Source organism: Sphingobacterium sp. NPDC055346 (assembly GCF_053645235.1).
On sequence record NZ_JBSHMI010000004.1, the window covers coordinates 87,276 to 113,911 of the forward strand.

General features: G+C 39.7%; 18 protein-coding genes and 2 tRNA genes. 10 read left to right on the forward strand and 10 right to left on the reverse strand.

The features are described from left to right. Positions 1-3: 3 nt before the first annotated feature. Entirely contained in the window at positions 4-897 is an 894-nt protein-coding gene (gene xerD / locus ACWICE_RS09435) for a site-specific tyrosine recombinase XerD (protein WP_454298197.1), read from the forward strand. Between the two features lie 98 nt (positions 898-995). Here xerD and ACWICE_RS09440 read toward each other — a convergent pair whose 3' ends face one another. Beyond that, on the reverse strand, positions 996-1,181 hold the full coding sequence (locus ACWICE_RS09440) for a hypothetical protein (protein ID WP_454298198.1): 186 nt from the start codon (positions 1,179-1,181) through the stop codon (positions 996-998). A 174-nt stretch (positions 1,182-1,355) separates the two neighbouring features. Here ACWICE_RS09440 and ACWICE_RS09445 point away from each other — a divergent pair, with 174 nt between their 5' ends. From ACWICE_RS09445 to ACWICE_RS09455, 3 genes are all read left to right on the forward strand, one after another. Beyond that, entirely contained in the window at positions 1,356-3,665 is a 2,310-nt protein-coding gene (locus ACWICE_RS09445) for a TonB-dependent receptor (RefSeq protein ID WP_454298199.1), read from the forward strand. A gap of 13 nt (positions 3,666-3,678) precedes the next feature. Beyond that, entirely contained in the window at positions 3,679-4,311 is a 633-nt protein-coding gene (locus ACWICE_RS09450) for a hypothetical protein (RefSeq protein ID WP_454298200.1), read from the forward strand. Between the two features lie 89 nt (positions 4,312-4,400). Beyond that, positions 4,401-4,472, forward strand: a tRNA-Arg gene (locus tag ACWICE_RS09455). 1,123 nt (positions 4,473-5,595) lie between these two features. Here ACWICE_RS09455 and ACWICE_RS09460 read toward each other — a convergent pair. Next, positions 5,596-5,669, reverse strand: a tRNA-Ile gene (locus ACWICE_RS09460). An 86-nt stretch (positions 5,670-5,755) separates the two neighbouring features. Here ACWICE_RS09460 and ACWICE_RS09465 point away from each other — a divergent pair. The 4 genes from ACWICE_RS09465 (at position 5,756) to ACWICE_RS09480 (ending at position 8,394) form a co-directional block, all read left to right on the forward strand. After that, positions 5,756-6,388 (forward strand): HAD family hydrolase, encoded by a 633-nt coding sequence (locus ACWICE_RS09465; RefSeq protein WP_454298201.1) that lies wholly within the window; start codon positions 5,756-5,758, stop codon positions 6,386-6,388. Between the two features lie 82 nt (positions 6,389-6,470). After that, positions 6,471-6,662 carry a 30S ribosomal protein S21 gene (gene rpsU, locus ACWICE_RS09470; protein WP_093097788.1) on the forward strand — a complete coding sequence of 64 codons (192 nt, stop codon included), beginning with the start codon at positions 6,471-6,473 and terminating at the stop codon, positions 6,660-6,662. 454 nt (positions 6,663-7,116) lie between these two features. Continuing rightward, positions 7,117-8,103 carry a lipoate--protein ligase gene (locus ACWICE_RS09475; RefSeq protein ID WP_454298202.1) on the forward strand — a complete coding sequence of 329 codons (987 nt, stop codon included), beginning with the start codon at positions 7,117-7,119 and terminating at the stop codon, positions 8,101-8,103. Between the two features lie 84 nt (positions 8,104-8,187). Further along, on the forward strand, positions 8,188-8,394 hold the full coding sequence (locus tag ACWICE_RS09480) for a hypothetical protein (RefSeq protein WP_454298203.1): 207 nt from the start codon (positions 8,188-8,190) through the stop codon (positions 8,392-8,394). A 149-nt stretch (positions 8,395-8,543) separates the two neighbouring features. On the opposite strand, the gene ACWICE_RS09485 is transcribed toward ACWICE_RS09480, so the two are convergent. The 4 genes from ACWICE_RS09485 to ACWICE_RS09500 form a co-directional block, all read right to left on the reverse strand. Then, on the reverse strand, positions 8,544-11,069 hold the full coding sequence (locus tag ACWICE_RS09485) for a tetratricopeptide repeat protein (RefSeq protein ID WP_454298204.1): 2,526 nt from the start codon (positions 11,067-11,069) through the stop codon (positions 8,544-8,546). Between the two features lie 271 nt (positions 11,070-11,340). Continuing rightward, on the reverse strand, positions 11,341-11,814 hold the full coding sequence (locus ACWICE_RS09490; protein WP_254527301.1) for an LIC11966 family surface protein: 474 nt from the start codon (positions 11,812-11,814) through the stop codon (positions 11,341-11,343). Between the two features lie 215 nt (positions 11,815-12,029). Beyond that, complete coding sequence (locus ACWICE_RS09495; RefSeq protein WP_454298205.1) at positions 12,030-16,010, reverse strand: LamG-like jellyroll fold domain-containing protein; 3,981 nt, start codon at positions 16,008-16,010, stop codon at positions 12,030-12,032. Between the two features lie 240 nt (positions 16,011-16,250). Further along, entirely contained in the window at positions 16,251-17,372 is a 1,122-nt protein-coding gene (locus ACWICE_RS09500; RefSeq protein WP_454298206.1) for a hypothetical protein, read from the reverse strand. Positions 17,373-17,584: 212 nt separating this feature from the next. Between ACWICE_RS09500 and ACWICE_RS09505 the strand changes: the two genes are divergently transcribed. Beyond that, the gene (locus tag ACWICE_RS09505) at positions 17,585-18,880 is read left to right on the forward strand and encodes a CitMHS family transporter (RefSeq protein WP_454298207.1); all 1,296 of its coding nucleotides are present in this window, start codon (positions 17,585-17,587) and stop codon (positions 18,878-18,880) included. A 108-nt stretch (positions 18,881-18,988) separates the two neighbouring features. Here the strand turns inward: ACWICE_RS09505 and ACWICE_RS09510 are convergent, their stop codons facing one another. Next, entirely contained in the window at positions 18,989-19,513 is a 525-nt protein-coding gene (locus tag ACWICE_RS09510; protein ID WP_313259430.1) for a hypothetical protein, read from the reverse strand. A gap of 225 nt (positions 19,514-19,738) precedes the next feature. Here ACWICE_RS09510 and ACWICE_RS09515 point away from each other — a divergent pair, with 225 nt between their 5' ends. Next, positions 19,739-20,299, forward strand: coding sequence for a hypothetical protein (locus tag ACWICE_RS09515; RefSeq protein ID WP_454298208.1), 561 nt, complete (start codon positions 19,739-19,741; stop codon positions 20,297-20,299). Between the two features lie 82 nt (positions 20,300-20,381). On the opposite strand, the gene ACWICE_RS09520 is transcribed toward ACWICE_RS09515, so the two are convergent. Genes ACWICE_RS09520 through ACWICE_RS09530 form a run of 3 tightly spaced genes read right to left on the reverse strand, consistent with a single transcriptional unit; the run spans position 20,382 to position 26,370 of the window. Next, positions 20,382-21,350: a discoidin domain-containing protein gene (locus tag ACWICE_RS09520; RefSeq protein WP_454298209.1), complete on the reverse strand. Its 969-nt coding sequence runs from the start codon at positions 21,348-21,350 to the stop codon at positions 20,382-20,384. Between the two features lie 11 nt (positions 21,351-21,361). Next, a complete protein-coding gene (locus tag ACWICE_RS09525) occupies positions 21,362-23,191 on the reverse strand; it encodes a RagB/SusD family nutrient uptake outer membrane protein (RefSeq protein ID WP_454298210.1) in 1,830 nt (609 codons plus the stop codon). An 8-nt stretch (positions 23,192-23,199) separates the two neighbouring features. After that, positions 23,200-26,370, reverse strand: a complete 3,171-nt coding sequence (locus tag ACWICE_RS09530) for a SusC/RagA family TonB-linked outer membrane protein (RefSeq protein WP_454298211.1) — start codon at positions 26,368-26,370, stop codon at positions 23,200-23,202. Between the last annotated feature and the right edge of the window lie 266 nt (positions 26,371-26,636).

A 26,636-nucleotide genomic window follows, 5' to 3' on the forward strand; every position in this document is an offset into this window, starting at 1 on the left:
CAAATGGATTGGGAACTGACAAAAAGGGATTTTAAACGTTACTTATTATTGGAAAGAGGATTGAGTGACAATAGTATTGCAGCCTATTTAAATGACGTCCAAAAACTTCAGAGTTTTGCCGAATTACAACAAATTGAACTGAAGCAATTCCAAACCCAACATATACAGCAATTTCTGCAATGGATCAATGAATTCGCCGTTTCCGAATACACCCAAGCCCGACTCCTTTCTGGCATTAAGACTTTCTTCGGATTCCTTCAGATTGAACATGGCTTTCCAAATAATCCAGCTGAATTGATCGAGTCCCCTCGCCTTTCCAGAAAAATCCCTGCTGTTCTCAGTATCCAAGAAATCGACGAACTTATCGCTGCCATTGATCTTTCATCGCCAGAAGGCATGCGGAACAAAACCATCCTCGAAATCCTATACGGATGTGGACTTCGGGTCTCTGAACTTTGCAACCTCAAAATATCGAATCTCTTCCTTGATGTGGAGTTCATAAAAGTGGAAGGAAAGGGAAATAAAGAACGACTTATCCCAATAGGTCAGCAAGCGATCAAGTTCCTAAAGCTTTATTTGGACGAGATCCGTGTACATCAGGTAATCAAACCTGGCAAAGAAGATTATGTTTTCTTAAATCGCAGGGGCGCACCATTGTCCCGAGTCATGATCTATTTGATCATTAAAGACCTCGCCAATAAGATTGGTCTGAGCAAAGAGATCAGCCCCCACACCTTTCGCCATAGTTTTGCCTCCCATCTTGTGGAAGGTGGTGCAGACTTAAGGGCAGTACAGGATATGCTTGGCCATGAGAGCATTACGACTACCGAAATTTATACTCACATCGACAAAGAATACCTACAAAGTGTAATTACCCAGTTTCACCCTAGGTCATAATGCAACAAAGTTTAATTTAATTTGCAACAGCATTGCATTTAACTTATCTTTGCACTGTGATTAGATTATTGAGGTCGTATAAACAGGTAATATCATCCTTATGGATTGGCATCATGTTCCTTTCCATCAGCCTGATCGTTTTGCACCGCCATGATCATTCCCATGAAAACCAAGATGCCTGCGAAGTTAATCATAAACATCAGCACGATCATTCCCACGGAGAGGACTGTCACTATTGTTTTCTTTTCTTTCAGCAAGGTATACAGATTGAACCCCCTTTCCATTGGGAATCTAATCCGAAAGGTTTTCTATTAAACACGATTCAAAGCATCCAAGTCTTTGAAGCTCCGATTTTGGAACCCAAATCCAGCAAAAGCCTTCGGGCTCCACCCTATGCCTATTATACCCCAAACGTGTAATAAATAGCATTTAACACTTTTTTTTTTACCACAACATACATGTTGAAATATGCATGGACCGTGCTCATCCTATTTATTTTGAATAGCGCTGTGGCACAGGCCCAATCCAATCAATACATAAAAGGTATGGTCATGGATGAGAACGATCAACCGATATTTGCAGCAAATATCAGAATCGATAACTCAGACATCAATACCTCATCCGATACCCATGGCAACTTTAAGATTAAGGTGGGCCAAGGACATCAACACCTTACGCTAAAAGTTACGGCCTTAGGCTACGAAACCTTTGAACAACCAGTTCATGTGGATTCTGATATTGTTCTGAAAATCAAATTGAAAAGCTACACCGAGAAAATCGACGCAGTACATGTTTCTGCACAAGTTGAAGAACAACGAGCAGCTGTCAGAGCAAAGCTTGATAAAGAACAGATCGAAGAAAGCAAGGGTAAGTTAGCCGCTGAGGTCTTTTCTAAGCTTTCGGGTGTTTCCATTCTAAATTCGGGCCATTCAGTGGCAAAACCGGTCATCCATGGTTTGCATTCCAACCGGATTATTCTCTTGAACAACGGAGTGAAACAGGAAGGACAGCAATGGGGAATGGAACATGCACCAGAAATGGACCCCTTTACGGCAGATGAATTTGAAGTCATCAAAGGTGCACAGGCAGTTCGCTATGGTGCAGATGCATTGGGCGGAGTATTGATCGCGAAGGCTCAGCAAATCGACCCTAGCAAATTCCACGGCCGAGCCGATCTTATTGCCCAGTCCAATGGACGCGGTGGATCTGCCAACTTACAATTACAAGGCGGAATTAAATCCATCGAAGGCTTAGCTTGGAAACTTCAAGGTTCAGGTAAAAAACTTGGCGATAGCAGGACTCCAAATTATATATTGGGAAATACCGGCGTTGAAGAGATCAATTTCTCCGGAACGGTACAGTACCGCAAGGAAAACAATTTCTTGGAAGCATATTACAGCAGATTTTCAACTGAACTGGGGGTTTTCTATGGAGCCCATATAGGAAGTATCGTAGATATCTATGCGCGGATAGAAAATGGGGAACCATTTGAAAAATACGATTTCAGCTATAAGATCAATGCCCCTAAACAAGATGTAACCCATCAATTAGGGAAATTAAAATATCAATACAAACTGAACAGCGGACTTCAACTGGAAGCCCAATATTCTTTCCAGCAGAACCATCGCAAGGAATTTGATATGCGCAGAGCGGTTGCAGACAATATTCCCATGTCGGATATGGTATTGACCGCACAACAACTCGAAGTGATGCTGAAGGCGAAATCGCATAGTTTTGGGATCGATCTAGGTAATCAGGTAAACAATAATACCGCCGGAACGGGCACCACTCCTATCATCCCTAACTTCGATAATTATTCCCTGGGCATTTTCGGGATCCATCAATTCCAATTCGACAAATGGCTATTGGAAGCAGGTTGGCGCTACGACTATCGGTATTTCGACGCAGCAGGATATCGTTATAAATATACCGATAAAGAACAGTCAGTCCCTCAGCAATATCTGTTGGAGGATACTCGTAGCTTCCATAACTTCTCTGGCTCCATTGCAGCAGCGTTCAATATCAATCCTGCTTGGCAATACAAAAGCAGCATTGGCCTTGCTTGGCGTGCGCCTACAGCCAACGAACTGTACAGCGATGGTGTACACCACGGTGCCGGCATCTATGAAATCGGAAACTTGGACCTCAAAGCAGAGCAAGGATTAAAATGGGTTCATTCCATTTCCCATAAATCTGAAACTTTAGCCTTGACAGCAGATGTATTTGGACAATATATCCATAATTATATCTACGCTGCGCCAAATCCAGATTCTGTGCGCCAGACCATCCGTGGTACCTTTCCAGTATTTAGTTATGGACAGGACAAAGCGCTATTCTATGGTGCAGACCTTCAATTGAAATGGAAGTTTATGCCAATCCTTCAATACACCCTGCAAGCTAGCCTAGTCCGGGCCAAGAACATCAGTACCGACACTTTCTTGCCCTATATCCCATCAGACAGGATACAGAATGCCGTACAGTGGTATTATGCTGGTCCTGAAAAAGGATATATCAAACTGAGCCATGAGTATGTAGCCAAACAGAATAGGTATACTGAAGGAACGGATTACGTTGCTCCCCCAGCCGCATACCACTTATTTCATGCATATATTACACATCCACTAACTATTAATAAACAGCAGCTCCAACTTTCCTTGGCCGTTGAAAATCTTTTCAATACAAGCTACAAAGATTACATGGACCGTTTTAGGTACTATGCCCACCGCCCAGGAAGGAATTTTATTCTATCACTTAACTATAAATTCTAAAAAAAATCACATCATGAAATCAAACATCTTTATTTTATTCATATTAGCTTCTTTCTTCACTTTCCTATCTTGTTCTAAGGACGACCCTACTCCAGAAATCGACCAAGAAGAAGTGAGTGCAGCAACTTTGACCTTTACCGAAGTGGAAGCTGAAAAACACGATGACCATTACCACTACCATGATATCGCTAATCCTGAAATCGAAAAAGTGGAGTTTACAGGCGAGAAATTCCTTCCACCAGTAGGTGCTCATGTTCATTTGGAAGTAGGAAAATCATACAAGTTCGAACTAATGGTCAAAGATTTTGCTGGTCGTGAAAGCCAACAAACCTTTATCGACCGTGCTGACCAGCATTTTGCATTCCTTTTGGGTGCACCTGCAGGTACACTTGCAGCAGAATACAGCGATAAAACAGCCGATGGTAAAGCCGCTAACGTAGGTATTACAGGATATATCACAGTTTTGAAAGCTTCAGACAGCTTTACCTTCCGTTATTTGATGCGCCACTTAAACCCTGGCGTCAAGAATACGATCAATCCTAAAACTGATATCTTCAATCCAGATTTCAACAAATTCGGTGGTGCAAACGACCTAGATCTTAAAGTGGAATTGCACCTTGTAGCAGAAGGCCACGAAGGTCATTAATACATTGAGATGCTCAAAATCAATAGCTTGCTAAAATCAGCAGGCTATTGTTGTATAAAACCCATAAAAAGTATTATTTTTGGCGAGCCGCCTCCGTAGTTCAATGGATAGAATGTTAGATTCCGGTTCTGATGATGTAGGTTCGATTCCTACCGGAGGTACTGAAAAAAGCCGCTTAAAGCGGCTTTTTTAGTATATAGTAGGGAGTATTTAGTATTTAGACTCCTGCCAAACGAAAACTTTTCCAAATTGATAAAAATTGGAAACAGGACCTTAACCTTTATCTTTTTATATTTAGCCAATACTTGCAGCCTTAATTCTGACCTCATTCGAGACATATATTGAAAATTCGCAAAATGAGCAATAGTATTCCAATACTATTCCCGAATCATTCTCGAAAATGCCTCGAATAAAACCCCTACTATATCCCCAAATTTTCAGTCAAAAAAACAGGATTATTTTATCATTTTATGAGCAGATCCTTCTAATATTTTAAAAACAAACCTTCTCCATGGCAAGAATATTCTCCAAAAACTAGAGGTATAAAAAAAGGACCAACTATTTCCAACATGTCTAAATACTAATTCTTCTAATCAAAAACCACTAGCGAGGCTGACATCTTTGTAATAGGTTGAATCGATTGAAAGAGAACCCTTAGAGGGGGTGACATCTTTGTAGAAAGGTATAGCGTTCAAAGGATAACCCACAGCGTGGGTGAAATGTTTTTCTATTCCCTTTTTGTGTCACACTGAGGGTTTCCCGATTGATCTCCAACTATACTTTCTCAAACTTACTATGACAACAATTCTAAAAAATAATAAAAAATAGATTCTTCGTTGCGCTCTGAATCCCTCTCCGAGACATTTACTATTCTGGACGAATCGTGAATAATATGTACGGAATTGTCTCAAAACGTGTCATTATCCATCGAGGATGGATGACCTGTTCGCCAGTTCAATCAATGTTTTTATGGTTCCGAGAACCTTCGTGCCTCAGGTTGACACCAGGAAGGGAAAGTTATTTTTGTGATTTACTGCCCTAGAATGGCAGAATTATTTTAGAAATGGTATCGAACAAAATAGGGCTAATGCAAAAAGATGTTCGATTAATCGAATATCTTTTTGCGCTACTTCCAGGCAAACGGGTCATGTCTTTCTAAAATAATGGAACCCGATAGGGTTCTGATTCAAAAATTTTAAAAGCCAATTTTTACTTACGCAACTTTGCGGTTGCTTAGTCAAACAAAAAACCCTCAACCATTTAATGGAGAGGGAGTTTGTTATGTGCGCCCACCTGGGCTCGAACCAGGGACCAAAAGATTATGAGTCTTCTACTCTAACCGACTGAGCTATAGGCGCAGTTTTTGTGCTGTTAAAATGGGTATTGGATACCCGTTTTGACGATGCAATTATCGATATTTGAGACGAGAAAACAAAATTTTTATATGCAAAAAGTTAAAAATGTTATTCTGGATTATGGAAATGTAATCTTTATGATTGACTTTCCTAAAGTGCGTCAAGCCTTTATGGATTTAGGGATTAAAAACGTAGATGATTTTTTTGGACATCACGGTCAGGACTCTTTGTTTGACGCTTTTGACAAAGGAGAGATTTCTGTTCCCGAGTTTCGGGACGGCGTCCGTAAGAAGGCCGATCGATACGATCTAAGCGATGAACAGATAGATACTGCCTGGAATTCCTTATTGATTGGTGTACCCGAGGGAAAGCATGAAATCTTGGAGAATCTAAGGGACAATTACCGTACTTTCCTTTGTAGCAATAATAATGAACTGCATTATGCTTATTGCATGAACCATATCCAGGAGAAATATGGCGTCCCTAGTAATGATGTATTTTTTGAACGGACCTATTATTCCCATTTAGAGGGTTTACGCAAGCCGGATGCTGCAATTTTTGAACGTGTATTGGAGCAGAATAATCTAATTCCCGAAGAATCGCTGTTTATCGATGACAGTCCGCAGCATTTGGAAGGCGCAAAAAAGATTGGTATCCAGACAGTTCTGTGCAGCGCAGAGAGGCCATTGGAGCAGATTGTTGCTGACTTGAAATTATATTAGAATTACCTTGCGTAATGTCATTGCTTTACTTATCTTTGCAGACCAAGAATTTTCACGACGGAAGGAGGTATACAAAAAAGCTATGATTATTGTAAATGTAAAAGAAGGAGAATCTCTAGATAGAGCATTAAAACGTTTCAAGAAGAAATTCGAGAAGACTGGTGTTTTAAGAGAATTACGTTCGCGTCAAGCTTATGAGAAAAAATCTGTTGCTCGTCGTATCCAAGTTAAGAAGGCTATTTATAAGCAATCTTTAAATCAAGATAATGCGTAATAATATAAAAAAAGCTGCTCAAGGGCAGCTTTTTTTATTGTATATAGTTGAGGGTTTTCCAGCGAACATCAGCTTTGTATTAACCTAAAATACTTCTGCTCCCCTGCAGGAATTAAGTCGCACATAAGTTATCCTTTTCCATTGTCACCAGAGGTACACAAGATCTCAGAGAGGGATTCAGAGTAAAACGAAGAATCTATTTTTATTTTTTTAATGATCGTTGTCATCGTAAGATGAACAATCTATTTCAAATGATTGTGGATAGTTCCGAGACCCTTCGGGGCTGCCCTCAGGGTGACACAAAAAGGTATAGAAAAATATTTCACCCCTTCCAGGGGTTATCTAAACAAACTTATACCTCCTCAATCATTTCATAAAAAATTGGGAGCTTGCCGTCAGGCAAATCCCAATTCCTTTAAATTTTCAGTAGCTTTGATTTTATCCTATAAAAAATATGTTAATTATCGATTCATCTTCTATTGATGCATATTTCAACATTGCGCTAGAAGAATATTTACTTTATAAATACCCTACTGAACCTATATTTCTATTATACATCAATGCTCCTGCAATTATTGTGGGAAAGTTCCAGAACACTTTGGCAGAGATCAATCTAGAATATGTTCAGGAGAATGGTATTAAAGTGGTTCGGAGGATGTCTGGTGGTGGTGCGGTATACCATGATTTGGGCAACCTGAATTTTTCTTTCCATACGAAGTTAATTGAGGAAGAGTTTATGGACTTTGCGAGGTTTACCCAGCCGGTACTCAACGTATTACATCAGTTTGGAATACCTGGTCGTCTGGAAGGTCGTAATGACCTATTGGTGGATGGCAAGAAGTTCAGTGGGAATGCAAAGCTTGCCAAAGCTGGGAAGATGATCCAACATGGAACCATATTGTTTGATTCGGAGATGAGTATCTTGGCAGATGCATTGAAGATAAACCCATTAAAGTATCAGGATAAGGCAGTAAAATCCAATCGCTCAAGGGTGATAAACCTGAAAGAATATTTGTCCGATCATGTGAGCATAGACCATATAAAGCAAGCATTAATCGATCAGATGATGATTGATAATCCGCAGGCGAGCATTTATGAGTTGACGGATGAAGACGTGAAAGCTGTAGAAAAGTTAATTGCTGAAAAATATGGCACTTGGGACTGGAACTTTGGTTTTTCACCAATGTATAACTTCAAAAATGCGATCAAAGTCCCTTCTGGTTTTATAGAGCTCCACATGGATGTTTTACAGGGTGGAGTGATCAATGCGGTAAAGATCTTCGGAGATTTCTTTGCTTCTAAGCCTATTGAAGAGCTTGAAGCTAAGCTGGTCGGCATCAACCACAATGAAGAAGATATCCGAACTTTGCTAAATTCTGTTGATCTTACGGCATATTTTGGCAAGGTGACGGTGGATGAAATCATCTCTTTATTTAGGTAGTTGGAATGCTAGCGGGTGCTGATGTGAATTTAAGATTCAAATCAACAGCTCTCAATCTATAATAATAACAGGAAAAATATTTATATGGAAATAAAGGTAATAACAGGCAGCGTTGATGTTCATGCCAATGAAAAATATACTGGCGGAATAAAAATAGAGGCAAAGATAAAAGCCTACATTGAGGAAAATAATATCAAGGACATAAAAAATGTGCTTCCTGTTCAGGTTCAATGGGTAAAAGATACCAATGCTTATTACACGCTTTTTTATTCTGTTACACTTATCCTCTAATAGAAAATTTTGAGAATAATGTATTAACATATCTTCATGTAATGAATCCTTATAAAAAGAGAAAGCCTTTCAGGATGTCCTGAAAGGCTTTCTCTTTTATTTATGGTTTAATTATAAATTCTTAAGCTCATAAATCAACCTTTTGGCATTTACTTCTTTTTCAATTTCTGCAAACGATCTTTTGCTTCAGGGATGATATCATCATCGCCTTCGTAATTTTCAATAACACTCTCCAAAGTACTTCTTGCCTGAACAGCATCGCCTTTGCGGGCATAGGTGTCAGCAAGGAGAATAAAGCTCTTTGCAACCCAATAATCATTGTTATCCATGTTATTGATTACATCAAAGGCTGATTCCTGTGCTTTTGTGTATTGTTTCTTGGCATATTGCAATTCAGCTACACGGTACCTAGCTTCTGCACTGGCTGTAGCCTTACTTTTCAGTGCTGCCAGATTCAGCTCCTTCAAAGCAGACTCTGCATTCCCTTCTTTCTCATAAGCTTTGGCGCTATAAAGATGGGCGGTTGCAATTTCTGCCTCGGTTGCATTATTGTAATTCTTGATCAGTTCCACATAATTCTGCATCTGCTCATAGTCACCGATTTCATAATAACAGATCATCAGGTTGGTAATGGCATAGCCATAGTTATCCTTATAATCTGAATTGAGTTCCAGTTTTTTGAGGTGCACGATAGCTTCGTTGTATTCCTTCAGTTTAAGGTACAGCGCAGCGACAGTCATCAAGGTTTTCTCGGTGTACTGGCTTGTCCAGTCGTTCAAGATGATGTTCAGGTCATGCAAGGCTTCCTCAGGTCGGTTCGTATGGTACAAACTCACCCCTCTGATGTATCGCGCATGTTTCTCTTGCCTAGGTTTCGGAAATTTATCAAAATAGGCATTGATGGCTTCCACAGCTGGACCATATTGCCCTCTGTTGAATAAGGTATTACCGGCTTGAAAAGCTAGGTTATCCTGTTCTGCTGGACTCAGGTCAGTGATATTCGTACTGGTAGCATATTGGATATAACTGGTAGCATCACCTTGATCAAGATATATATTTTCTATGGATAGCAAGGCTTGTGAGGCCTCACTGGTTTTAGAGTAATCCTTTACAATTTTCTGAAAGGTAGCCATCGCAGCTTCGGAATCGTCTTTATTGTATTGGACAAGCCCAATGGTCATCAATGCTCTCGGAACATAGCTACTACGAGGATATTTTTCGATCATCTTCTGCAAACCTTCGATTGCAACATCGTAATCACCTTTCACGAAATAGATATATGGGATTTCAAAGGCCACATCATCTGCATAATTGGATCCTGGGAATTTCTCCACTACTGAACGCAAAGTATTGAGCTTGGCTTCATTGTCGCCCTGCAATCCTTGGATAATACCATGTTGGAACAAGGCATAATCCTGATTTGGTGCCTTTTCATCGATCAATTGATCGTAGTATTCATTGGCTTTTCCATAGTTTCGCATGGACAGATAAGAATCGCCTAATCGCGCAATCACATCAAATCGGGTGTTTTTATCCAATCCCCCTCCTTCATATGCAAGAAAGCGTTCAAAGTACTGCGCCGCCACACTATATCTGTTGATACGGAATGCTGAGTATGCCAAGGCATAATTTGCATAATTGTACACAGAGGTTTGTTTGGCAACGGGCAACTGAAGGAATTTGGTAAAGTTATCGACCGCTTCACCGTATTTACGGACCTCGTACATGGCTTCTGCCTTCCAATAGGTAGCTAATGCTGCCATTTCTGTATCAAACGGGTATTTCTCGGAACGCATGAACATGGAAATACTGTTCTCGAAGGCACGCTCATTGTAAAACTCCAACCCTCTGTAATAGGTTATCTTCTGGTAGACCCTATCGGCAACCTCTTCCCTATTGTCGAATGATTCCAATAGGTAGACAGCAACCTGAAAATTGCTGGAACCCGCCAAAACCTTAGCCATTCTTACTTCTGTAGTCTCTGAACCTTTCTCCTCTTTGTCAAGATTGTCATAGGTCATTTGAATAAATTGCTGAAGGGGAACTAAAGAGGCTTGGACAGAGTCCAGGTCATATAAGATTTTAGCGTAGTTATATAGCGCATCTGCCTTTAGATCTTCGTCGAAACTAAGTCTTGAAGCTTTATAGAAAGCGTCACGAGCGCCTTGTTTATCTCCGCTTTCTTGAGCCATATAGCCTAAGGCGATAATGGAACTTTGATAAAAAGCATCTCCCGGCTCTACTTTTTTCAGAATGGAAGTCGCTCTTTCAAATTCCGTACCCCTATAGGCAATAATACCGATCCTGTTGTTGTCAATATTGCTGCCCTTAGCATTTGGATATTTCTGCGGAAGAGGAAAGTGATATGGCTCCTTGAAACCATTCTTCTTAAAATACATCCCCGCTGCAATCTGGCGAAGTTCGACCTCTAAAGCTTTCCGGTCGATGTTCATCTCCGGACTCCTTCGCATCTTTACTGCATCGGCCAACATTGGACGGTAATCCCTAACCACCTCAATGGAATCCATATCCTGTGGTTTAGTTCTTTCCAATGGTTTGGTAGGCACCTGCTCCTTTTTCTCTTCTTGCGCATAGCCTGCAACCAGCATAACGGAAAAGGTTCCGGTAAGTATATATTTTAAGTAATTATTGCGAATCCTCTGTTTAAGTATCATTGTTCGTCCGTATTTCATAGCTTTCCCAAACATTCTTTCCTGATGGAAATAATAATGATTTATGTTCTCCCCCTAAAGTGTGATACCCAAAACTAAAAAATTCCTATCACATTCAGGTGGATTGTAAGGAAATAGGCAAACTCAATGCCAATATATTTACATTTGGAACAAAAGGAATTATTTCTCTATATAGATTAAAATCAAGAATTATTATAACAAAAATAGCCCCAACCTTCAGGTCAGGGCTATTTTTATTTGACTTAATAATAACCTACTTATTGTATTTTGCTTCGAAGGCATCTGAAGCCTTGTTCACATTATTCGCAGCATCTTCAAACGCTTTATTGATATCATCCAACAACTTAGTTTCCGTAGCTGGATCTTCAACATTGTTCTTACGGATTTCGATCAATTTAGGATAAGAATCCGTTACTATTTTCTGGTAACCTTTTAAGCCATCCACGACAGCTTTCTGAAATTCACCGTCTCCGTTAAAATCACCAAGATCTTCTACTTTCTTGATATCAGCACTTAAAGCTTTTTCCCATTCGCCACGTACGGTTTCTGCTTTGGCATAATCCGCAGAGGTCATTGCTGAGTTCATATTGGCAATATGTGACTCATTCTCATTGATCACTGTAATGATTGAATTGTTGTATTCCGCTGCATTCTTCGAGCTAGATCCACAACTTCCTAGGGTCAATGCGCCTAATACGGCTAGGCATGCAAAAGATTTTCTTATCATAATATGCTTTTTTATTTTTTACTTGTTTTCAAATCCAATATTGAAACATACTTTCAAATTGTTATTACAAATTTATTCCAAAAACAAGTGCATACCTATAGCTGAAATCAGGGATTTTTTAATAATACTTTAATTATTCAACTGCCAACCCGTAAATCAGGTCAAAAACCTTAATAATATGGCTTCAAAATCAATCTTTTTGCCACTGATTTTTGCTAGTAAGCAATAGAATCCAATTGAAAGTTCATATCCTTCCAATTACTCATGGCAAATACCAAGTCAGCATCGGCTTGAACCTGTATGCTCTTCATGAGTTTCGATTTTATAGCTTTTGTAGCATCCATTACGGTTGCTTCAACCGATACCTCGGAGATCATTTTTGGGTTAGCAAATCGACAGAAGCTTAAGTCGGGTGCCAAGGTCATGTCCACATCTTCGGTTTCATGCAATTGCAATCCTTTTATGCTAATACTTCGGATTTCATTTTCAATGACCCTGGAAAAGGTCAGTCCCAATGGTTTATTCCTTTGACTCTTTAATCTAATCTGTGTAGCATCTGCATTAACCATCAAGATATCACGTTCATCTTTCTTGGTTTCTATGTTTTCTAGCTTTATCATCGCTCCATCCGGCATGATACTATTGTATGTATAGCTGCCATTTGCAGTGCCTTTGATATTACGGGTCAAGCTCTGTCCAAATGGCAACAGATAAGCTCCAGGGATAAGATAACAAGGATGACTGTTTGGAATATCACTATACAGCTTTCCATCAAAGTTACCGGTCTTTCTACCTTCAGCATCGGTAACTTCAATATCTGCTGGGCTCAACAAAAAGTCTAAAATAAAAGTGCTCAAACCAAAAGGTCCAGAAAACGGCATATCATGATCCGCAAGATTATAGGCTCCATTGCTCATCATAGCTAAGGTAATTCCGTTACTTAAAGTAAAGCCCGCCTTCTTGTTGTAGCTATATCGCAATTCTCCATCTTCTAAAGAAAAAGTTAGGAAACAATCTTCATTATCATGGTTATTGCAATCCCATACTTTGAGCTGCACGCCATCCAAACTATTAATCGTTGTTTTTCCATCAGCAGAAAGCTGCGCTCCGGGATGATTGTCAGGATATATAAATTTATAAGGGAAGATACAATGTGAATCACTTAACTTATCAAAATAGCCACTATCCCAAACTTCACCCGAAGGAACAAAAAACAGCAATGGTGAATTATTCCGGTCACATCCTTTCAAGAAGGTGGTTTCAATCTGTCTTATGGCAGTCTCAATATTCTTGCCTGCCCTTCTTCCACAATCATGAAAATAAAGCAAAGATTCCTTGCTCAACAACTTGCCATGAATACCGGTGAGTTCAGTCATAATATCTGCCTGAGGAATGGTCGAGATATTCAGGTTCTCATTGAACAGGTTATCGGCAACCTTGGCCGACATCGATGTACAAAATCCTGTAGCTAAACCACCATCTCCCTTCCCTTTCAGGAAGTAATAATAAAAGGCGTAAAATGCAGCGGTAAGGATAGGATGTCCAAATATGGGATCGATCGTCTCATGCCAAACTTCTGAACTTCCAAAGGTTGCCTTAAAGGTATCCCAACTTGGCTTACCGATGTTAGGATTATGGAATCCTAAATTGTTGTGACCATACTTAAAGCGAATTTCTAGAATACCCTTCACCTTGGCAACACGGATATTACTGCGCATACCATCAGGATTCTGGACCTGTAAGGATTTTTCAACTCCCACCTGCATTCCCTCATCGACACCTACCATGGTAAAACTCAGTTTTGTTCCAGCGTTCGAAACCGTGGTAGGTAGACTCTGACCATTGACCAAGATCGCTGCTCCATCCAAAAATGCTTTTCCTGTGACCTCCACCAAAGAACCCGGAATCAGTCCGTTTACAAACTCATCCAGTTGAGGTTTGATCCGAACAATGATGCGATTACTTTCCTTATTATCTGAGGCTCTCTTAAAAAATATCACCTTAGAGCCACCCTTTGCATCGGCCGGCATGGTCACTTCCATGGTACCATCAGGAAGCAAGTTTTTCGACAAGGTTACAGTTCCATCATAAATAAAGGTATCAGCACTCGTAAAGACATTTCCTTTGAGGATTATTTTATCACCTGGAAACACTTCATAGGTGCTTGCGGAAGTAATAAATGGCAAGGTCATCTGTTCATCCCAATCAGCTTGAGTGAATTGAAAAAAATCATTTTCCCCATCCTGTCCATTATATTGCCCCAAAGGTCCATCATAACCACGTTGTCCTTTCGCTCCCGTATCACCAGCCCTGGCACCATGGCAATCCTCTCCATTTCCCGGTCTGCCACCCTGTCCACCATCACCACCCTCAGCTCCGGGACCTCCAAAACCTGCCTGCCCACCTTGATTTTTCCATTTAAAACTTTGTTGGGTAACAGATTGTTCCAAAGTTCCTATAAGTACTCCGATGGAAATATTACCGGCATTTCCTCCCACCCCACCAATTCCTCCATTTCCACCGTTGCCACCGTCCCCACCACGGCCTCCATTCCCACCTTCACTATAGCAAGAACCCCAAAACCACGCTTTCCCAAATCGTCCGCCTTCTCCTTTGCCACCATTCCCACCGCGTTGCCCTTGGCCTCCTTGAATACCGTTTTCACCATTCAAATCTATATTTGGAAGATTCTTCAAATCCTTTACCCATAATTTTAAATTGGGTGCATTTCTACCTGCCGCTCCATTTTGCCCAACCATACCATCAGCTCCTCGACCACCTTGCCTTCCGGTATGGTTATCATAGTCCCGACTCCGCGGTGAACGGTTATAATTCGGTAAACCATTCAAATAAGGATCATCCGTGCGTGCCGGGGTAAATCCACCTGGTCTTTTCCAAATAATCCACGCATCTGGCCCACAGATCAACTCTTCCGCATATATCGTCAGGGTCTCCACATCAGTTGAAACCTCCAAATGCACATTGGTTAAATCAATCTTTTTGGCAATGATGACCGTCTCCCTTTGCCCGATTACTGATGGGCCTCCCATGACCTGATAACCTTCCGTCAAAGTAGGCCATAAAGAAGGGTTTATCGCTTCAAAGGTTTTCTTGAAATCGGTCTTGTTCTTTAATTCTATTTTTCCATCGGTTTCCTTAAAAAGATCCTTCCATTTCATCCCGGTAGACTTTGGATTGGAAGCACCTAAATTTATACCTCTCCTTCTGTTTCCTCCTCGCCCCAGTATATTAGGTACTGTAGTTTTCTTGATATCAAAATGTTTGAAGCTCTTGGCATTCCCCAGTTTATTATTCAACATATCCACTTTGGAGGTAATGGTTGCCGAATTGAAGGCTTCTGACACAGACTCCCATCTAATCGAGTCTAAAAAAGATCTCTTTCTGCCAATCAATACATCGCCTGGCTTAATACTTTTACTCCCATCCAACTTCAAGGTACCCAAATCATCGATAGACTTAATCCCTAAGGACTGCATGACCTGCTTGATCCTTTTTAATTGACTTCTTCCTTCATTAAAATCTATATGGACTAGGATATTTTGAATATCTAATGCTGCTTTAATCTTTTGCGAAATGATGCCCACCTCTTTTGCCCTTTCCTGCAGCAAGCTTGAGCTAATCGCACCATTTTCCATTTCTATTTTAGCAATGCTCCCTTGGAAAGAATTGGCAGAACCATTAAAGGATCCCCCTAAACGGAATTGCTGTTTGCCCCAATTATTTATTTTGCCCATATTGGCATCAGTGGCCACGACTTTCCCATTGACTTCCAATTCGGCCTTTCCATCGGCATATTTTAACACGCGGATGGTACTAGCCCTGCCTGCTGGCATTGGTTCGGAACTCATTAAACTTTTCACGCCTTGATCACTTTCCATTTCTGTGATCAAATTTCCGTTAGGATCCAAATAAAGTGAGATCGGTTTCCCCTCACTCTCAAAAATCATCTGTTTATTTCCATTTACCTGGTCTGGAGTTACCTCCAATGTCAAGGTAAATTCATTGAGCTGATCATCCGGTATTTCTAATTCCATGTCCACGTGCGAATCGGAAAGCTTCATCGCCGTCCCTTCCAAACCAACTTCTCCCACCGTCTTCCAATTCAGATTTTTGAGCACTCCGGTATCAGGAAGTATCTGACCTTCCTTAACCTTAAATGAAAACAAGTTTTCCATGATAATTTTGTTTAAATAATAGAAAGAACCAAATTATCTATTGATAAAAATGGAACCTTAAAACTACTAGTTAAACAGTAGCAAAAGCTTGGTTATGAGTGAATAGCAACCGTAAATGAGTGAAGTGGCAAAAATACTTAGGGAAGAAGGCAACAAACTGAAGAACAGCATATTACCGCTTATAATTTATTAATAATCAAGAAGAAACTAATGAAAAGATTCAAGTAAATAAACATGATTTTATTCCAACAAAACTACATCCTTTCGAGGCTTCAACAATAAGATACTTTCTTCATTCAAATTCATTTTCAATTCCTCATTTTCGTGCTTATCCAAATGTTGGTATTGAAGTTTAAATTGTTTGCTATTATTTCCAAACCGCCATTCCATAATCTTGCATTTACAGGCTGCATTGTCCTGTGTATTTTTGATTTCCGACAAACGTCCCTCATCTGCCAGCTTTTTATATAGATTACGGATAGCAATGATTTCATCCCTATTGTCTGATTCAAAGCTCCAGGTAGCAGATAATGCAACCATACTCCTATTCAAGCTATCCATCCTTGCCAAAGAATGACTTGGCGATAGGACTTCCCCATTTTTCTTTCGCTTCACATAACTATGGATTGACACAACTGAAGGCGAATTGTAGACCATATGACCATAATGATTGATATTAGCTCCATGCCGAATAAATTCAAACCTCCCCTCATGGTACTTCACTTCCACGATATTGTTTACAAATTGACGAAATCGTCCCGGTTCATTGGATCTAGCTTGAGGTGCTCCAGTATAGTACAGCCAAATCCCAGATAAAGCCTTTATTTCAGCTGATGTAGGTTGGTAAGCAGTTTCAATATTCTTATTTCTGCCTAATTGAAGTACAGTAATTCCAAATATCAGGATAAGGACAAAACTCGATACAAGTAAGGTGATTAGCGTTTTAGGCTTCAGCCCCAAATTTCTTTGAAGCAAAGACCAGCGAGTAGCTGTTGCACATTGAAATTCTCGAATTGCTCCAGCCCCCTTGCCCGTCAGATAAATTAAACATGCATCGATCAGATATGGTCGAGGCTTATTGACGATCCCAAAGTACGCATCTTTCAATTGACCACCGGTAATATCATATTTTCGATTAGGATAGCCAAGGTTAGGCTGCACATCTTCTTCATATTCCTCATGTAATAGGTCCGAGGAAGTATACGGCAATTGTTTACTGATTTCACTCAAGACCTTGGCCAATTTTACATAATTTTCCCGATTGGTATTTTTATTGATGATATTGCCTGTATCTTTTTCATACTTTTCAATTACCCGTTCAATTAATTCAATCAAATCCTCCTTGTTAGATAAAACCACCATAAATTTTTTGATAATTAAGCCCTTAGTTCTTTCGGAAATATTTCGGAAAGCGTTATACAGCTTTAGAAACCATTCCGAATTCCTTATCTCCTATTAATTCCTGAATAGATCACTAATTTGCATCCCAATTGTAAAGATAATTATTTTATCAATGATTAATTTTTGTTGCTTAAAATATATCTCCCTAGATAATCAATTAAAATAAATCTTATATGCTAAGTATTATTGGCTTGATAACAATCCTGGTAATTGTTATTCTTTTGATGGGTAAGCGATTTTCTCCCATTGTTGTTCTGAGTATTGTCCCGCTTGCGGCTGCAATGCTGGCGGGGTTTTCCCAAAGTGAAATTGCAACCTTCTATACTGAAGGAATCAATAAAGTTACTGGGATTGCTGTCATGTTTATTTTTGCGATCCTCTTTTTTGGGATATTGCAGGATATCGGGTTTTTCGACCCCCTTATAAATTTTGTTCTGAGAAAAACGGGTTCCAATCCGATAGCCATCACTTGCGGTACGGTAATAATAGCTGCCATAGCCCATATTGACGGGTCCGGAGCATCAACCTTCCTCTTAACGATTCCTCCATTGCTCCCTATCTATCAACGCCTAAAAATGAGCCCCCATTTGCTACTCCTCTTGGTTGGTTTAAGTGCTGGAGTCATGAACCTGATCCCTTGGGCAGGCCCAATGGGCCGAGCCGGCATTGTTCTGGAAATGGACCCCTTTGATTTATGGAAACCTTTGATTCCAATACAGATCATGGGCTTTTTGTTGGTCCTGATGATGGCCTTTTATTTTGGTTGGCGAGAGAAAGTGAAGAACAATGGAAAGTTGGTTGATCTAACACTTGAAGAAGAAAACCCAGAAATAATGGAACATACAACACATATTGACAAAAAACATATTAAACCACTTTGGTTAAACAGTCTGATTGCTCTATTTATCTTCATATTATTGTTCTCTGGAATATTGCCACCGGGATTAATATTTATGTTGGGCTGCAGTATCGTTCTCTTCTTAAACTTTCCAAAAAAAGATCAACAGATGCAACGGATAAAAGCTCATGCCCCCAATGCCTTATTAATGGCTTCCATAATTATTGTTGCAGGATCTTTTATGGGTATCCTCAGCGAAAGTGGTATGCTTGAATCCATTGCCAATGATCTCGTAAAAGTATTACCAAAACAGGCGGTTCCCAATCTACACTATATCATCGCATTTCTCGGTGTTCCAATTGAACTCTTGCTCAGTACAGACGCGACCTATTTCGCTTTATTTCCTGTCATCGAACAGATCGTTTCGGAATATGGAGTCGATAGCAGCAGGGCAATACAATTTATGATGGTAGGAAATATTGTAGGTACATTTATTTGCCCTTTTGCTCCAGCTGTTTGGTTGGCAGTGGGATTAGCCAATGTGGAATTGGGAAAATATATTAAATATGCTTTCTTCTGGGTATGGGCTTTTGGCATCGTCTTATTGTTCATTATGTATTTATGGATGTAATTCAGAAAAGGTTCAACATCATAATCCCATGATATAATACAAAAAATGGATCTATATCGGTTTCTAATCCGATATAGATCCATCCTAACGGCAATCCAAGAATACCTTTTATCCCACCCTCAATCCATATTTATTAATCATTTTATTCAACCAAGCATCTTTTTCTTCAAAAGTGGAAAGCGTACCTTCTTCATCATTTTGCTCCAAACTTTCTATGATTTCATCAACGTATTTCAAATCAAGCGCTTTGGCCACCTTACGGATTTCATCGTCCTGCCATTCGTTTTCCCACCAAAAAGAAACCTCATCTAACCATACACCATCCCAGGTATAGGCATGTGGATTTTCTATTCCTACCTCCAAATCATAGAGAATAAATCCTGATCGCAAAACATCATAAGCCAATATCTGTGAACTATTGAATTGTAAAATTGGCATAAATCTTTCCACATGATAGATTTCTCGTCCTTCCTCACTTAATTCAAAAATCGAGTCAGCTTTATGATAATCATATTTCATCAATTCATCTATCTCCGGATCTGAAATATTCCCATTGAAAATTTCTGAAACTAATGCTGGTAATTTAAGCGATTTGATCAATTCTAAGGATGCCTTTTCCAATTTGTTTTCCATAGTAAACTAGCTAGTGTGTTAATATTAAATCGTTATCAAGCATAAAATAATCATTTATGCTCAATTTATTGGATTTTAAGTAAATATTAACGGCTATCTCAGCGCGTGAATACGACTTCTTCCATCAAGATTAGCAAAATGCTAGACAATTAAAAATACATTAAATTTTTAACAAACATTTAACTAATAGGAAATATTAATATAATTTTGCATAAACTTTTTCAAATGAAACATATACTTACCCTTATTTTATTCTTTATCAGTTCTTTAAACTATGCCCAAAATCTATCCCTTAAGCAAATTATTATGCTCAAAAAGATGCATGCCGACAAAAGCATAAATTATCTTCAAAAGAAAGATTGGAAAATAGTCAGCTTAACAAATGACAATAACAACACTTTAATAATCTTGAACTATACAGCATCCAATGCCTCCGAGTACCTGGCCAATAAAGTTGGAGGATTCGCCAAAAGCCACTTTACCAAGAAAAATGAAGAGACAAGAATCTATCTTTTAATCACGCCTCAAAAAGTTATAAAAAGTATCTCTATTGATATCTATAACCCTCAAATCTTTAAAAATTACCGTTTAAAATTAAAATCTAACAACTACTATTTATCGGACAACCACTTTAGGGGGGATAAGATGATACAACTTTATAAGGGAAAATCTAGTGTAATCCAGACTGTGACAACAAAAGTGAGAATGGCTAACTATCAAAAAATTAATCTATGGAAATTCAGCATTCTGTCCAAGGATTACTACAACGAAAACTTTACAGACTAAAGGGATAAAAAATGGCCGTTTATTGCTAAACGACCATAACCTAATTAATCTAATAATTATCTAAACTTAACTAACGCTTTTCTTAATACCCAATCACATCAATTTCAGCAAGATGAGTGGAAGCCTGATTGTTGAAATTGTCCTTAATATTGATCTTGATCTTTTTCAGGTATTGAGCTGGAACTGCAAATTTCTGCATCTCGATTTCTGTCCTTTCCATAACTTGATCAGCAGCTAGGGTTTTCCAAGTGGTTCCATCGGTGCTACCTAAAATATCAAAGGTTTTAAAGCCATTGGTATCATTCTGCCTCCTGGTCAAACCAATCTGAGTAACATATAGATCTTCCTTGAAATCAACCTCTACCCAATGCGGGAATTTTGGTTGACCACCCTGCCATTGCGTATGCCAGAACGTATTGATACTGTTATCAATCACAAATTTTACCTTACCATTTGATTCTCCCTCTCCAGTCAGCTCCTCAGAATCTGCCTTAGCCTCCCATTTTGCTTTTGGAAGAACCTTCTCCACTACCGCTGCATAATAGAGAATGGTTTTCCCAGTAGGGAAAAAGGAATATCCTTGATCATTCGAAGCCGTTAGAGCCAACATATATTCCTTGCTCAGATCAAACTTCTTAGGATTATAGGTCAATGTCAGATATTCAGAGCTGGTCTTCCCCTTAGGGATCACGACAGACTCCCTATCGATATTGAAACTTCCTGCCGGAAATGGCAATAGTAACTCCTGTCCATTGATTTCACGGATCTTATTGACACTATCCAATGCTTTTTGGTCTTGGGCAAAGCTTACACGCAGATCTTCAGCCGGTAAACCTACGCCACCATAATTAACCCTAAACTGGTCTTTTCTTTCATCGACCTGCGGAAAAAGCACAAGGTCTTGTCTACCATCAGAAGCCTTCTGTACATTTAACTTCGCTTCTTCTCGGGTATCGTTCAATTCTTCATAGGTTGGGATGTCTTCCTTACAGGAAACCATGGCCAATAACCCTATACAGATTGCAATAAATGATTTATTATTCTTTTTCATAAAATTCATGATTAATAGCCTGGAATCTGTACCAATTGTTTATTACGGTCAATTTCCATTTGATGCCAAGGCATAAAGTAATTTTTGTCCTCCCATGGTGCTCTCAATACTGCTGGCACACGTTTATAGAAATCAGGACTATTGATAGCCGTACCTTTGGTCATATCCATTCCTTCATAATTACCCCCTTGTCTATAACCTTCTTGGTCAGCAACTTTCCATCTTCTTACATCAAAAAAGCGCTTTCCTTCAAAACATAACTCCACTCTACGCTCAGTACGGATCTCTTGTCTTACTCTCGCTTGTGATAAACCTGAAGTCAAAGCAGGAAGTCCGCCTCTAGTTCTAACTTTATTCAAGTAAACCAATACATCTGGATGGTTAGGTTGTGCTTCATTCAATGCCTCAGCATAGTTTAGATATAGCTCCGATAACCTGATCAACATGGCTGCACGGTTAGTGGCATTCGATGGGTCCACAGAAAATGAGGGGTGAACATTCTTTCTAGCGGTATAACCTGTTTTAGGCCAATCCCTAGGGGCACCATTTTTACCTGAATTACCTGTTGCGAAAAACTCTACCCATTTCATCCCTGTTTTTGGAGCTCCCGGAATCAATGATCCATTAAATGTGATATAGGAATAGAATCTTGGTTCACGGTCCATATACATTTTGTTGGTTCCTTCTGCATAGTATCTTGTCTCTACACTTGAATAGGTGTTTTCATTGTAAGTATTGCTTTGTTGGATCGTTTGTCCATTTTGCATCCTGAAATCATCCACCAACTCTTGAACAACTGCCAATCCATTGTATGCTGTACCCGAGATCGCTCTAGGTGAGGCATGGATTTCCCATTGGTAACGGTTGGTCGCTGGTCTTAACCAGATACCTTCTTTTTGGTATCCGTCCCAGAATACATCTCTAGTGGAAAGAAAGGCTGTTTCAAAATCGTTGGCACCCGTTTTTACAAATAAGGCCTTACCATTTGCTTCGGCTAAATCGATTGCCGCTTTTGCTTGGGTAGCAGCTTTTTGCCAGCGTGAAGCATCATATGTTGGATTGATCAATTGCTTACCATCTAAGTTTCTCCAATTGGCCATAGCCGTGTTACCATTGTACAAAGGACTAGCATGGAACAATAGAATTTCAGATTTTACAGCTTCGGCGACCATTTTATTGATTCGACCTAATTGTGTACCATCAGCTGTTGTCGTTCCCGCTTGGAAATGTTCAACCGGAAGGTCTTTGATCGACTCATCTATCTGTGCAATAACAAAGGCAACCGACTCATCCCAAGAACTTCTAGGAATCTGGTAATTATCTCCCGCAGCCTCTTCACTGATCAAAGGAAGGATTACCGCTGGACCATGCATCTTCATGACCGACCAGTAATAAAAAGCTCTTAAGAATTTCGCCTCTGCTTTGTATTCTTTCACCAATGTAGCACCATTCTCTGCTGTCAATAGTTCTGTACAGCGATCAACATTATCAATGAAAATCTGAGCCTGTCTGATCTTATTGTAATAATTGACATACATGGTATTTACATTATCCGCTGATAATGCCCCTGAATTCGCTGGGAATTCCTGCCAATTGGATACATCCATTTCGTCGGTGATCGCTGACCAAAAGTAACTATATGGCTGATCCCAAACATCTTGGATTGGAGAATACAAACCTCCCCAATAGTTTTCTGTCTGCCTACGGTTGGAAAAAATGGTTTCAATATTCAATAGGTTGTCCGGTTGTGCATCGAAGAACTTATCGTTGCAACTGTTCATGGACATCGTCGTTGCTGCAAGCAACAACATGCACGTAATATTTTTATAATTGATTTTCATTGCTGTTCTTATTTAAAATTTAGTCTTATCCCCATATTGTAAACTCGTGTGATAGGATAAGCTGCTCCTCTACCATCTCCCATTTCTGGATCCCAGAAATCCCAGTTTGAAATTGTGAACAAATTGGTTCCATTCAGATAGATCCGGAACTTAGAAACACCAATTTTATCCAACCATGATCTGTCTGTAAAGTTGTAACCAAATTCGGCTTGCTTCAAGCGAATGAAATCCGAACGGTGCAACCAATATGTACTTCCATAGTAGTTGGTCGTAACGGTTTCGTTGGTTGACAACCTTGGGTATAAAGTTTCTTTATCTGGGTTATTTGGATCCCAACGATCCAATAGATTGGTGTACATGTTTCCGTAAGTCGCACCTTGCGAGAACGGGGTCACTGCGAAACCACTTGCATAGTTAAGATCCACCAAACCTGAACCCTGGAAGAATAAACTCATATCAAATCCTTTAAATCCTCCACCTAAGGTAATACCATAAGTCAACAATGGTGTTGAGCCATATCCAATGGCAGTTTGGTCATTGGAGTTAATGATACCATCTCCATTTAAATCCTTGTATCTGATATCACCTACGCGTACATCACCAGCTTGAGATGCTGAGTTTGCAATTTCCTCATCAGTCTTGAACAAACCTTGATCAATGTATCCGAAACGTTGAGAGATACGGTGACCTTCTCTGTTAAGGTATGGGAATGCCCATGGTGGTAAGTTATCTTTCACAGCACGGTTAGAGTTGTAGTTCATCGTACCTCTTGCCATAAAGAAACCATTGGTCATTTGCTTGTTGTACTCCAAGGTCAAGTCGATACCCTTATTGGCTGTTTCACCGATATTTTTATATGGAACGTTTCCAGAATTAAATCCCGATACATAAGGAATATCCAATCCTTGCATCAAGATACCTTCTCTATCTTCCTTAAATAACTCAGCAATGAATTGCAATTCGCTATTGAACAGATTGATCTCGAAACCGATATTATGTCTGTAGGAAGTTTCCCAAGTTACATCACCACGCATCAAGGATTCTACATAACCTGTAAAACCTCTTTGAGATCCTGGAATACCGAAATTATAGGAACCACCATCTTGCGAAAATCTTGTTAGGTACAAGAAACGGTTTCCGGTATTTGAGTTTCCTGAAGAACCATAGGAATAGCGTAATTTCAAATGATCAATATGTTCTTTAAATGGTTCAAAGAATTCCTCATTCGAGATCACCCAGCCTAAACCTACGGAAGAGAACAGACCAAAACGGTTGTTTGGCGTAAAGTTGTCAGATCCGGAATAAGAGAAGTTGGATTCAAATAGGTATTTTCTGTTGTAAGCATAAGTTGCTCTTCCCACCAATGCTCTATTTCTGTAAGGAATTGCCGCTTGATAAGAACCTACATTGGAAGCTGCATCGGAGAAATCGGTTTGGTTGAACAACAATAAACCGCCAACTTCATGGTCTCCAAATGCACGGTTATAGTTCAAAGAAGCTTCTGCATATAGACGGCGGGTTGATGATCTTCCCAATCCAAAGTTTAGGTCTGGAGATCCTGCATCCGTCAAGTTCAAGATCAGATTGCCTTCATCATCTCTACCTTCAGCAAAATAAGATGGCAGGTTTCTCACCCTAGAAAGAACGGATTGAACCGTTGCATCAAATGCGAATAATCCATTAGCACTCAAACCTTCAGTTACAAACCCTAATTGCTGGGTCAATCTCAGGTTGGAACGAACCACGTTATCATATCTGTTATTGATACCCGATTGGGTCAAAGCCTTAAATGGGTTTTCTGTTGCACCCTTCACAAATGGCCATGAGCCATCCGAATATTGAACTGGAATTACATGTGGTGAGGTCTGAGTCGCCAAAGCGAAAATATAGTCCCTACCCCTTGCCGGTTCATTATAGTTTTTCAAGAAACCATTGATACCAAAATCAATCTTGGTATTTGGGGTTACATTGACGGTCAAATTACTGGTAAAATTAAATCGATCCTCTTTCAATGCTGAATTGTAGGTGTCGATATCTTCAGTCCTGAACTGACCGGTTTCGTTGTAATAGCCTAAAGACAAATAATATTGGGCGATATCTGCACCACCGGTAATATTAACGTTTGCCCTGTTATTGGTTGCATTGTTCTTAAAAAGCACATCATACCAATCCACATTTGGATATAGATCCGGATCGGCACCAGTTCTGTGCAATTCTATTCTTTCAGGTGTGTAGAAAGGTTGTTTACCACGCATAGTCAAACCTTCGTTGAACAATTCCATAAAGGTCGGTCCATCTACGAAATCAGGCAGGTACGTAAATCCTGTGATACCCTGTTGCAGTTCGGCAGAAATGGAAGGTTTACCAGCCTTACCTTTACGGGTATTGATGATAATAACCCCATTCGCACCTCTCGTACCGTAAACGGCAGTGGCGGTTGCATCCTTCAGGATGGTGAAGCTTTCGATGTCCTCTGGATCGATATTGTTGATATCACGATCTGGTACTCCGTCGACGATCAATAATGGTGACTGAGGTGAACTTGCGAAAGTAGATACCCCGCGAACAAACAGGTTTGCACCACCAGAACCAGGACCTCCACTGCGTTGCGTCGCAACAACCCCAGCTAAACGACCTGCAATAGCTGTCGTTAAGTTAGCAACTGGAACCTTGAGCTCTTCTCGCTTGATTGTCGCCTGCGAGCCCACATTACTTTCTTTCTTCTGCGTACCGAATCCGACAACAACAACTTCATCGATTCCTGCCAGATCCTCATTTAAAGTTACTGTAATGTCCTTTTCATTTTCTGTCAGCGGCACTTCTAGGAATTCAAAGCCTACCAATTTGAAAACAAGGGTACCATCTGATGGTACTTCAGCAACGAACCTACCATTGGCATCGGTAGAAGTCAGCGCCTTGGTCTGTCCCTTTACGGAGATGGTTACCCCCTGCAAAAGATTACCATTGGCATCCTTCACCGTTCCTGTGTAAACGGTCTGCTGTTGATCGATCATGGTTACGGCTGGAAATAATTCCGAAATGTTTGTGGCACCTAAAACATCAATTGGACACATCGATGAAATCAATAAGGTTGCTACGGAAACCTGACCCCATTTTGGGACAAGCTTAAAAACATTGGACATAGGTTTTTTAATAGGTTGACCCTTTTTCATGTTCATAGTTAGCGGTTAGTAAAATTGATTATTGGGGTAATGATAAGAGTTAATTAGAGGAAAAAAAACAGCAATCGTTTGCGTAAATTTTTAACGAATTCAGGGATTTTCATTAAAAAATTAAATCAATAAAAACACATAACCCGATTTTTACTGTGCTAAAACCATTATTTTAGGCATTTACTAATATTAACCCTACGTTAATAACAATTTTGTTACACAATTTATTATGTATAACATGAACCTGAAAATCAATAAAAATTTGAGTTGTG

Excerpts from the sequence above, each read along its gene's own strand:
- xerD (WP_454298197.1), top strand. The coding sequence starts at position 4 with ATGGATTGGGAACTGACAAAAAGGGATTTTAAACGTTACTTATTATTG.
- ACWICE_RS09440 (WP_454298198.1), bottom strand. The coding sequence starts at position 1,181 with ATGGAAAGGGGGTTCAATCTGTATACCTTGCTGAAAGAAAAGAAAACA.
- ACWICE_RS09445 (WP_454298199.1), top strand. The coding sequence starts at position 1,356 with ATGTTGAAATATGCATGGACCGTGCTCATCCTATTTATTTTGAATAGC.
- ACWICE_RS09450 (WP_454298200.1), top strand. The coding sequence starts at position 3,679 with ATGAAATCAAACATCTTTATTTTATTCATATTAGCTTCTTTCTTCACT.
- ACWICE_RS09465 (WP_454298201.1), top strand. The coding sequence starts at position 5,756 with ATGCAAAAAGTTAAAAATGTTATTCTGGATTATGGAAATGTAATCTTT.
- rpsU (WP_093097788.1), top strand. The coding sequence starts at position 6,471 with ATGATTATTGTAAATGTAAAAGAAGGAGAATCTCTAGATAGAGCATTA.
- ACWICE_RS09475 (WP_454298202.1), top strand. The coding sequence starts at position 7,117 with ATGTTAATTATCGATTCATCTTCTATTGATGCATATTTCAACATTGCG.
- ACWICE_RS09480 (WP_454298203.1), top strand. The coding sequence starts at position 8,188 with ATGGAAATAAAGGTAATAACAGGCAGCGTTGATGTTCATGCCAATGAA.
- ACWICE_RS09485 (WP_454298204.1), bottom strand. The coding sequence starts at position 11,069 with ATGATACTTAAACAGAGGATTCGCAATAATTACTTAAAATATATACTT.
- ACWICE_RS09490 (WP_254527301.1), bottom strand. The coding sequence starts at position 11,814 with ATGATAAGAAAATCTTTTGCATGCCTAGCCGTATTAGGCGCATTGACC.
- ACWICE_RS09495 (WP_454298205.1), bottom strand. The coding sequence starts at position 16,010 with ATGGAAAACTTGTTTTCATTTAAGGTTAAGGAAGGTCAGATACTTCCT.
- ACWICE_RS09500 (WP_454298206.1), bottom strand. The coding sequence starts at position 17,372 with ATGGTGGTTTTATCTAACAAGGAGGATTTGATTGAATTAATTGAACGG.
- ACWICE_RS09505 (WP_454298207.1), top strand. The coding sequence starts at position 17,585 with ATGCTAAGTATTATTGGCTTGATAACAATCCTGGTAATTGTTATTCTT.
- ACWICE_RS09510 (WP_313259430.1), bottom strand. The coding sequence starts at position 19,513 with ATGGAAAACAAATTGGAAAAGGCATCCTTAGAATTGATCAAATCGCTT.
- ACWICE_RS09515 (WP_454298208.1), top strand. The coding sequence starts at position 19,739 with ATGAAACATATACTTACCCTTATTTTATTCTTTATCAGTTCTTTAAAC.
- ACWICE_RS09520 (WP_454298209.1), bottom strand. The coding sequence starts at position 21,350 with ATGAAAAAGAATAATAAATCATTTATTGCAATCTGTATAGGGTTATTG.
- ACWICE_RS09525 (WP_454298210.1), bottom strand. The coding sequence starts at position 23,191 with ATGAAAATCAATTATAAAAATATTACGTGCATGTTGTTGCTTGCAGCA.
- ACWICE_RS09530 (WP_454298211.1), bottom strand. The coding sequence starts at position 26,370 with ATGAACATGAAAAAGGGTCAACCTATTAAAAAACCTATGTCCAATGTT.